Here is an 8,450-nt window from a genome sequence, read left to right on the forward strand (position 1 = left end):
CAGGGGGCCACCATGTTCGACACCGTACTGATTGCCAATCGCGGAGAAATCGCCCTGCGCATCCAGCGCGCCTGTCGCGGGCTCGGCCTGCGCACGGTGGCTGTGTATTCGGAAGCCGATCGTGACGCCGTTTATGTGCGCCTGGCTGACCAGGCACTCTGCATTGGTCCGGCGTCAGCCGCCGCCAGTTATCTGAATCAAGCGGCGCTGCTTGCGGCAGCGCGCGTGAGCGGTGCGCAGGCCGTTCATCCCGGCTATGGATTCCTCTCGGAAAACGCGGGCTTTGTGGAGCGAGTGACCGAGGCCGGCCTGACCTTCATCGGCCCCAGCGCCGAGTGCATCCGCACGATGGGCGACAAGGTGAGCGCCAAGCGCGCCATGCGCGAAGCTGGTGTGCCGTGCGTGCCGGGGCCGGATACGTCCTTGCCCGACGATTCCGCAGAGGTGCTGGCGATCGCGCGCGAGATCGGCTTTCCGGTGATCGTCAAGGCGGCGGGTGGGGGCGGCGGGCGCGGCATGCGTGTGGTGCACGAAGCCTCCGCGTTGGCGGATGCGCTGGCGCTGACGCGTGAGGAAGCGCGGCGCGCATTCGGCAACCCGGAGGTCTATATCGAGAAGTTCCTGACGCACCCGCGCCACGTGGAAATCCAGGTGCTGGCCGATCGCTACGGCCACGCCGTGTGGCTGGGCAGCCGTGATTGCTCGCTGCAACGCCGACACCAGAAGGTGTTGGAGGAAGCACCGGCGCCAGGTATTGACCCGGCGCTGATCGCCGAGGTTGGGGAACGCTGCGCGGCAGCGTGCCGGCAGATCGGCTACTGCGGCGTGGGCACCTTCGAGTTTCTGTACGAGAACGGCGCGTTCTACTTCATCGAGATGAATACCCGCCTCCAGGTCGAGCACCCGGTGACCGAGATGACCTCGGGCATCGATATCGTTCAGCAGCAGATTCGCGTGGCACGTGGTGAGCCGCTCACGCTACGGCAGAGCGACATCGCTTGCCAGGGCCATGCGCTGGAGTGCCGTATCAATGCGGAGCACCCGGACACGTTCATCCCTTCGCCCGGCGTCATCACCGGCCTGCAGTTGCCCGGGGGCTATGGCGTACGCGTGGATACGCACGCTGGTGCCGGCTACCGTGTGCCATCGCATTACGACTCGATGATCGCCAAGCTCATCGTGCATGGCGCCACCCGCGAGGACGCGTTGCAGCGCATGCGCCTGGCGCTGGACGAGCTGCAGGTGGACGGCATCGCCACCAATCTGCCGCTGCATCGCGAGATCGTTCGGGACGCCGATTTTGAAACGGGTGGGGTCGATATCCATCACCTGGAACGCTGGCTGCGTGCACGCGCGGAGTCGCGTAAAGAAGCCGCGTAACGAGACATGTTGAACCATGGCAAGCATGACCACCGAGACGGAAATTATCAGCCTGCTGGGCACGACGGCGTTGCTGTTCGATGTGCCGGGCGAGATGAACCTGTTGACTCAGCAGCGGCTGTGGTCGCTCGCGCTGGAGGTCGAGTCCTGGCCTGAAGTGCGCGAAGCCGTGCCCGGCATGAATAACCTGATGCTGACCTTCATGCGGCCGCCATTGGAGTTGGCGCCGATCGAGACGCGCCTGCGCGAGGCCTGGCGCGACGCAACGCCGCTGTCGCGCGAAGGTCGGCTTGTCGAGTTGCCGGTCGTCTACGGCGGCGATTTCGGCCCGCATATGGCCGATGTCGTGAGCCATACCGGCTTGTCGGTGGACGAGATCGTTGCGCTGCACAGTGCGCCGGACTATCACGTCTACGCTCTGGGCAGCCACCCCGGTTACTGCTATCTGGGCGGCATGGACCCGCGCATTGCTACGCCGAGGCGCAAGGTGCCGGTGCTGAGTATTCCTGGCGGTGCGGTGTCGATCGGAGGGTCGCAGACCGGCGTGTCCGCCTCCGATGGCCCGAGCGGGTGGAACACGATCGGCAGTTCCGAGATGTGTTTCTTTGATCCGAAGAAAAACCCGCCTGCATTGCTGCAGCCCGGAGATGTGCTGCGCTTCCGTGTCGAGAAGGTGATTCGATGATTGAGGTCCTTTCGGCCAGCGCACTGGCCACGGTGCAGGATCTGGGGCGTATGGGGGCGCTGCGTTGGGGGGTTGGAGTTTCCGGCGCGATGGACACCCTCGCGCTGGCGGCGGGCAACCTGCTGCTGGGCAACGACGAAGGCGCTGCCGGCATTGAAGTGCAGGTGTTCCCGTTCCAGGTGCGGTTTACGCAGGACTGCCGTTTTGCGCTGACCGGCGCGGACTGCGGTGCGCGGCTTGACGACCGGCCGCTGCTTCCGTGGTGGGTGCACGAGGCCCGAGCCGGACAGACGCTACGCCTGACCGTGCCGCAACGTGGCCCGGTGCCCGCCTGCCGCGCGTATTTGTGCTTGGCGGGTGGCGTGGATGTACCGCTGGCGCTTGGCTCCCGTAGTACGCAGCTGCGCGGGGCGTTTGGCGGTCTTGATGGACGCGCGCTGAAGCGTGGCGACGTGCTGCGAGCCGGTTCCCCCGGACTCGATAACGGGGCAGGAAGCGGCGAGGCGAGCGCCGGTATCGGTCTGGTGCCGCCGGCCTTGGGCCTGCCGCTGCAGGTGGACGGGTTGCCGGCGATGCGTGTGCTGCCCGCAGCGGAGTACGAGCGCTACACCGAGACATCGCAGCAGAGCTTCTGGTCGGAGCCGTGGAAAGTCACCCCGCAGAGCGATCGCTACGGTTTTCGGCTGGCCGGCCCGACGTTGACGCCGCTGCAGCCGTTCGAAATGCGCTCGCACGGCATCGTGCCCGGCGTGATCCAGGTACCTCCCAGCGGGCAACCCATCGTGCAGATGCGCGAGGCCCAGCCGTCGGGCGGCTACCCGAAGATCGGGACCGTGATCGAAGCAGACCTGTGGCGGCTCGGCCAGGCGCCGATCGGCAGCCAGGTGCGCTTTATCGAAACCACGTGGGATGAGGCTGTTGCCGCGCTGGCCGAAGTCGAGGCATGGCTGGCGGACGTGCGGCGCTTGATCGGCCTGCACGCCACGGCAGGAGGACGTTGAGATGGAGATCAAACACATTCGGCAGATCTGTACGTGGCTCGCCGAGACCGATATCACGGAGTTCGAGCTGCAAGGGCCGGGCATCCGCCTTGCATTGCGCAACGAGCGTATGGTCACGCCGCAGATGGGGCTGCAGCCAGCGCCAGCCGTATCCTCAGCCTCCACTGTGGACGTCTCGCCTGAAATCGTGCGCGCAGGTTCCGTCGGCGTATTCCGCCTTCAGCACCCGCAGCAGACGGCGCCGCTTGCAACGGTGGGGATGGCAGTTCAGGCGTCGCAGCCCTTGGGGTTGCTGCAGATTGGTTCGTTGCTGCTGCCTGTGACGGCGCCGTGCGAGGCGATCGTGCAGGACATGCCGGTGCCCGACGGCACCGTCGTGGGCTGGGGCACGCCGCTCGTCGTGCTCACCACACATTGATCGGGGAGCGACATGGAAATCGATCTCAATGCAGATTTGGGCGAGGGCTTTGGCCCGTGGCGCATGGGTGACGACGAGGCAATGATGTCGCTGATCTCGTCGGCCAACATTGCCTGCGGGTTCCATGCCGGCGACCCGCTGATCATGGACCGCACCGTTCGCACGGCGATCGAGAGCGGCGTGGACGTGGGGGCGCACGTGGGCTTTCCGGACAGACAGGGGTTCGGGCGGCGGCTCATGCATGTCGAGATTCCCGATCTCACGGCAATGGTGACGTACCAGCTCGGTGCCTTGGCAGGCATTGCTCGCGCACAGGGCCGCCGGATGACCCACATGAGCTTTCATGGTGCGCTCGGTAACCGGGCGGCAGCGGATCCTGCTTGGGCGACGCCGCTGCTGAAGGCGATTGCTGCATTCGATCCAAATATCATCATCAGCACCTCACCCAGTCGCGCGATTGAAGGGGCGGCCGCCGAATTCGGCCTGCCCGTCGGCGTCAGCTTTCTTGCGGACCGTGCCTATGACGACGAAGGCCTGCTCGTCAGCCGGGGGCTGCCCGGTGCCGTGATCCACGATGAAGCGCAGGTGCTCGCGCGCGTGCGGCGCCTGCTGACGGAGGGCACGATCGAGACGCACGCGGGCAACGTCCTCGCACTGCAGCCGCGCTCGATTCTCGTGCATGGGGATACCCCTGGCGCCGTGGCGCTGACCCGGCGTCTGCGGGCGCAGATCGAATCACTCGGCGGGCGTATCGTCCCGATCTCGCAGCAACTCGGGTTCTCCACCGCGCTGTAGGTCCCGGGATAAGGGTTACCCCGACATAAGACAGGCCTATCACGCCAAAGACATTCCGTCTTGGCGCGCAAAGCTGGTGATCGATACATTGAAAGCACGTTATTGCACAGGACAACCATGTCATTCGCAGACTACAAAACCGCTCTGGTCACTGGCGCCTCTTCGGGAATCGGTGCTGCCGTTGTCGAACGCTTGAGCCGCGAAGGCGTGCAAGTCCACGCCCTGGCGCGCAGCGCAGACGCGCTGGCCAAGCTCGCTGAGCGCACCGGGTGCATTGCGCACGCCATCGACGTGACAGACCTGGACGGCATCACGGCGCTTACGAGCGAGCACGCGTTCGACATCCTCGTCAACAACGCCGGGGTGGATCGCCCCGGATCGCTGCTCAAGGCGGATGCGCAGGGGATTGATCTGCTGGTGGACGTCAACCTGCGCGCGGTGCTGCATCTCTGCCGGCTCGTGCTGCCGGGCATGGTGGCGCGCGACCGGGGCCACATCGTCAACATCAGCTCGATTGCTGGTGCGTACAATTTTGGCGGCAACTCCACGTACCACGCCACTAAGGCGGCCATCCACATGCTGTCGCGCCAACTGCGCATCGATGCCTACGGCAAGCACGTGCGCGTGACCGAAATCTGCCCTGGGCGCGTGGCCACCGATATCTTTGCTCACGTACACGGCGACAGCGCAGACACCTACGAGCGCTTCGTCAAAGGCTTCGAGTTGCCGCAGGCCACCGACATTGCCGAGGCCATTGCGTTTGCCATTGCTGCGCCCATCGCCGTCAACATCGGGCATATGGAGATCACTCCGACGCTGCAGGTGCCCGGCGGGCTTTCCACGATGCGTCCGGAACCATCGCAAGACTGACGAGGCCGATCATGCAAGGCTTTGATCTGATGGTGATCCTGAAGAACCCCGAGTTCAGCAAGATGCTGATCGAGGGGGTCTGGATGACGCTGGTGATCGCCGGCAGTTCATGGGCACTCGCCATGTTGCTGGCCTTCGTGCTGCTGGGCATCCGGATGGTGCGCAACCCACTGGCCGAGCGTTTTGTCGAGGCGTATGTCTCGTATCACTGCAACGTGCCGACGCTGGTGCAGCTGATGTTCTGGTACTTCGGCATCTCGACGCTGTTCCCGCTGCCGATGCTCGACTGGTTGGCCGACCATCACTCCGAGGCCGTATTTTCGGTCGTGGCGCTGGGCCTGTGCCAGGCGGCTTACTTCAGCGAAGATCTGCGCTCGGGCCTACGTGCGATTCCACCGGGTCAGGAAGAGGCGGCCCGCGCGCTGGGCAACAGCTTCATCGGCACCCTGCGCTACGTGCTCATGCCGCAGGCGGTGCGCAATGCGCTGCCGGCACTGATCAACCACAGCGTCTCGCTGTTCAAGAACAGTAGTCTGGCGATGGCGATCGGTGTCACGGAACTGACCCACGCCGTCAAGGAGATCGAGAACACGAGCTTCCGCGCCTTCGAGTCGTACTTGCTGGCGACGGTCATGTACTTGGGCTTTTCGCTCGTCATCATGGCGGTGGGCGCTGCATTGGCTCGTCGCTTCCGTGTCGCGACGGGGAGATAAGCCATGATGGATGTGATCGATATCGTCCGTGACAACTGGCTGTTGTTGCTGGTTGGGCAGTATCCGAATGGCCCGTTGGGCGGCATTGCGTGCACGTTGATCCTGTCGGTGCTCGGTATCGGGCTCGCGTTTCCTCTGAGCGTGCTTCTGGCCCTGGCGCGGCTGTCGCCCTGGCGCCCGCTGCATGCATCGGTGACCGCGCTGGTGTATGTGGTCCGTGGCGTGCCGCTGCTGATGTGGATCCTGTGGGTGTATTTTCTCGCGCCTCTCGTCATCGGAAATGCCGTGTCGGGCTTCACCACGATGGTCTGCACGCTGGTGATCTACGAAGCTGTCTACCTGTCCGAAGTGGTGCGCGCCGGTATCGAAGCGCTGCCCAAGGGGCAGATGGAGGCTGCGCGGGCGCTCGGGCACAGTTATTTCGGCGCTATGCGTTTGGTGATCTTGCCCCAGGCCCTCTACAACATGCTGCCGAGCATGCTCGCCCAGTTCGTCTCCACCATCAAGGAAACCACGCTCGGCTACGTCATCAACGTGCCCGAACTGACGTTTGCCGCGAACCAGATCAACAACGCCCTGCTGAGCAAGCCGTTCCAGATTTTCTTCCTGCTGGCGGTCATGTACTTCGTGGTGTGCTGGAGCCTGACGCGGGCAGCGCGCGCTCTGGAACACCGCATTGCAGCCAAGCGAGCGGGTAAGCGTCGTGGCGGGTCTGCGCCGAACGCTCCCGAGCCGTTGCCGGTTGAACCCTGAATATTCGTGACTGAGGCGTCGACATGATCAAGTTCTCCAATGTCTGCAAGTGGTACGGCGACTACCAAGCGTTGAACAACATCAACGCAGAGGTCAAGAAGGGTGAAGTCGTCGTGGTCTGCGGGCCGTCCGGCTCCGGTAAGTCGACGCTGATCCGCACGGTCAACCGGCTGGAAGAAATCAAATCCGGCCAGATCCTGTTCGATGGGGACGACGTGCACGCCCCGATGGGTAGCGATGCGCTCAACAAGGTGCGCAGCCGTATCGGCTTCGTGTTCCAGAGCTTCAACCTGTTTCCGCATCTTTCGGTGTTGGAGAACATCGTGCTGTCGCCGATGCGCGTGCGCGGCGTTCGCCGTGCCGAAGCGCGCGAAAAAGCCATGCAACTGCTTGATCGGGTGGGGCTGGCAAACAAGGCCGACGCCTATCCGACGCAGCTCTCGGGCGGGCAACAGCAACGCGTGGCGATTGCACGGGCCCTAGCCATGGAGCCGCCTGCCATGCTGTTCGACGAACCCACCAGCGCGCTGGACCCCGAGATGGTGGGCGAGGTGCTGGCCGTGATGCGCAGCCTGGCCAACGACGGTATGACCATGATGTGCGTGACCCATGAAATGAACTTCGCACGCGAGGTGGCCGATCGTGTGTGGTTTATGGACGCAGGTGCCATTCTGGAAGTTGCCGATCCCAATGTCTTCTTCCGCGATCCGCAGCACCCACGTGCCAAGCGCTTCCTGTCGGATCTGCGCTCGCACTGATTTGTTTCTTGGTTTCTCCGTTTCTGTGCCACACCACCTTTAGGAGTCTGAAATGACGGTCCATTCCACCGTTGCACGCCTGACTGTCTTGGCCTGTCTGTGCGCCGCGTCCTTTCCTGTCCTTGCTGATCAATTGGCGGAGATTCAGAAGAACAAGGAACTGCGTTGTGGCACGTTTGCCGATGTGCCGCCGTTCGCCGCGCCGGATCCTAAGACCCGCGAAATGGTCGGCTTCGATGTCGATATGTGCCAGGCACTGGCCAAGCACTTGGGGGTCACGGCCAAGATCACCCCGCTATCAGTCGAGGCGCGTGTGCCCGAAGTGAAAATGGGCCGCGTTGATGTGACGGTCGCGAACCTCGCATATACGCTCAGCCGCGCGGAGCAGATCCAGTTCAGCGATCCGTACTATCTCGCCAAGGAAATGCTAGCCGTAAGGGCGAGCGATCCAGGCACCGGCAAGGCTGCCTACAAGGGCAAGCGTCTGGCTGCGGCGAAGGGGTCGACGTCAGAGCTGTCGATCAAAATGAATGGATCCGAGCCTGTGACGTTCCAGGACACTGGTTCCGCGTACATGGCCGTGCAGCAGGGCAAGGCACTGGGCATTGTGTCAAACACGATGACGATTACGAAACTGGTGAATCAGTCCAAGACAGGTGGCATTGAACTGAAGATGATTGCGGAGCCGATGATCTATCAGCCAATCTGCGTGGGGATGAAGAAGGGCGAGCCGGCGCTGCTGGCCAAGGTCAACGAGGCATTGCTGGCCATGGACAAGGCGGGGGAGATCAACCAACTGTGGAACAAATGGCTCGGTCCAAATACGGATTACAAGATGGTCCGTGAAGACAAGGTTGTTCCGCTGAGCGAGCTTAAGTTCACGCCCATCCCCTGACACATTGCGGGTGCGGTATTACGGCGCGGAAGAGAACCTGATATCGACATTGGCCTGTTGATTTGCACCGAATTCTGACCCAGGATTTGCATCGAAAACTGACCCACCCCAAAGGCTGTTAGGTGTCGCTTTGTGCGGGTTGTTTGGCGGTGCGTTTCTCCTTCTTGGGCTGGGTGGTGCTG

10 protein-coding genes are annotated in these 8,450 nt (G+C 63.2%); all 10 read left to right on the top strand.

The window, feature by feature from the left end; translation table 11 throughout:
* The first annotated feature begins 12 nt into the window (after positions 1-12).
* On the top strand, positions 13-1,380 hold the full coding sequence (accC, locus tag NG900_RS26025) for an acetyl-CoA carboxylase biotin carboxylase subunit (protein WP_252685211.1): 1,368 nt from the start codon (positions 13-15) through the stop codon (positions 1,378-1,380).
* A 25-nt stretch (positions 1,381-1,405) separates the two neighbouring features.
* Entirely contained in the window at positions 1,406-2,065 is a 660-nt protein-coding gene (gene pxpB / locus NG900_RS26030; protein WP_252685232.1) for a 5-oxoprolinase subunit PxpB, read from the top strand.
* Positions 2,062-3,066 (top strand): 5-oxoprolinase subunit C family protein, encoded by a 1,005-nt coding sequence (locus tag NG900_RS26035; RefSeq protein ID WP_252685213.1) that lies wholly within the window; start codon positions 2,062-2,064, stop codon positions 3,064-3,066. Before pxpB ends, NG900_RS26035 begins: the two co-directional genes overlap by 4 nt.
* Before the next feature lies 1 nt (position 3,067).
* The gene (locus NG900_RS26040; RefSeq protein ID WP_252685215.1) at positions 3,068-3,484 is read left to right on the top strand and encodes an acetyl-CoA carboxylase biotin carboxyl carrier protein; all 417 of its coding nucleotides are present in this window, start codon (positions 3,068-3,070) and stop codon (positions 3,482-3,484) included.
* Between the two features lie 12 nt (positions 3,485-3,496).
* On the top strand, positions 3,497-4,279 hold the full coding sequence (locus NG900_RS26045) for a LamB/YcsF family protein (RefSeq protein ID WP_252685216.1): 783 nt from the start codon (positions 3,497-3,499) through the stop codon (positions 4,277-4,279).
* Between the two features lie 117 nt (positions 4,280-4,396).
* Positions 4,397-5,149 carry an SDR family oxidoreductase gene (locus tag NG900_RS26050; protein WP_252685218.1) on the top strand — a complete coding sequence of 251 codons (753 nt, stop codon included), beginning with the start codon at positions 4,397-4,399 and terminating at the stop codon, positions 5,147-5,149.
* Positions 5,150-5,160: 11 nt separating this feature from the next.
* Positions 5,161-5,862: an amino acid ABC transporter permease gene (locus tag NG900_RS26055; protein ID WP_252685220.1), complete on the top strand. Its 702-nt coding sequence runs from the start codon at positions 5,161-5,163 to the stop codon at positions 5,860-5,862.
* 3 nt (positions 5,863-5,865) lie between these two features.
* Entirely contained in the window at positions 5,866-6,615 is a 750-nt protein-coding gene (locus NG900_RS26060) for an amino acid ABC transporter permease (protein ID WP_252685222.1), read from the top strand.
* Positions 6,616-6,638: 23 nt separating this feature from the next.
* Positions 6,639-7,373 carry an amino acid ABC transporter ATP-binding protein gene (locus tag NG900_RS26065; RefSeq protein ID WP_252685224.1) on the top strand — a complete coding sequence of 245 codons (735 nt, stop codon included), beginning with the start codon at positions 6,639-6,641 and terminating at the stop codon, positions 7,371-7,373.
* A 52-nt stretch (positions 7,374-7,425) separates the two neighbouring features.
* Positions 7,426-8,268: an ABC transporter substrate-binding protein gene (locus NG900_RS26070; RefSeq protein WP_252685226.1), complete on the top strand. Its 843-nt coding sequence runs from the start codon at positions 7,426-7,428 to the stop codon at positions 8,266-8,268.
* Positions 8,269-8,450 lie beyond the last annotated feature (182 nt).

Source organism: Ralstonia soli, assembly GCF_023955655.1.
Taxonomy (GTDB): Bacteria; Pseudomonadota; Gammaproteobacteria; order Burkholderiales; family Burkholderiaceae; genus Ralstonia; species Ralstonia soli.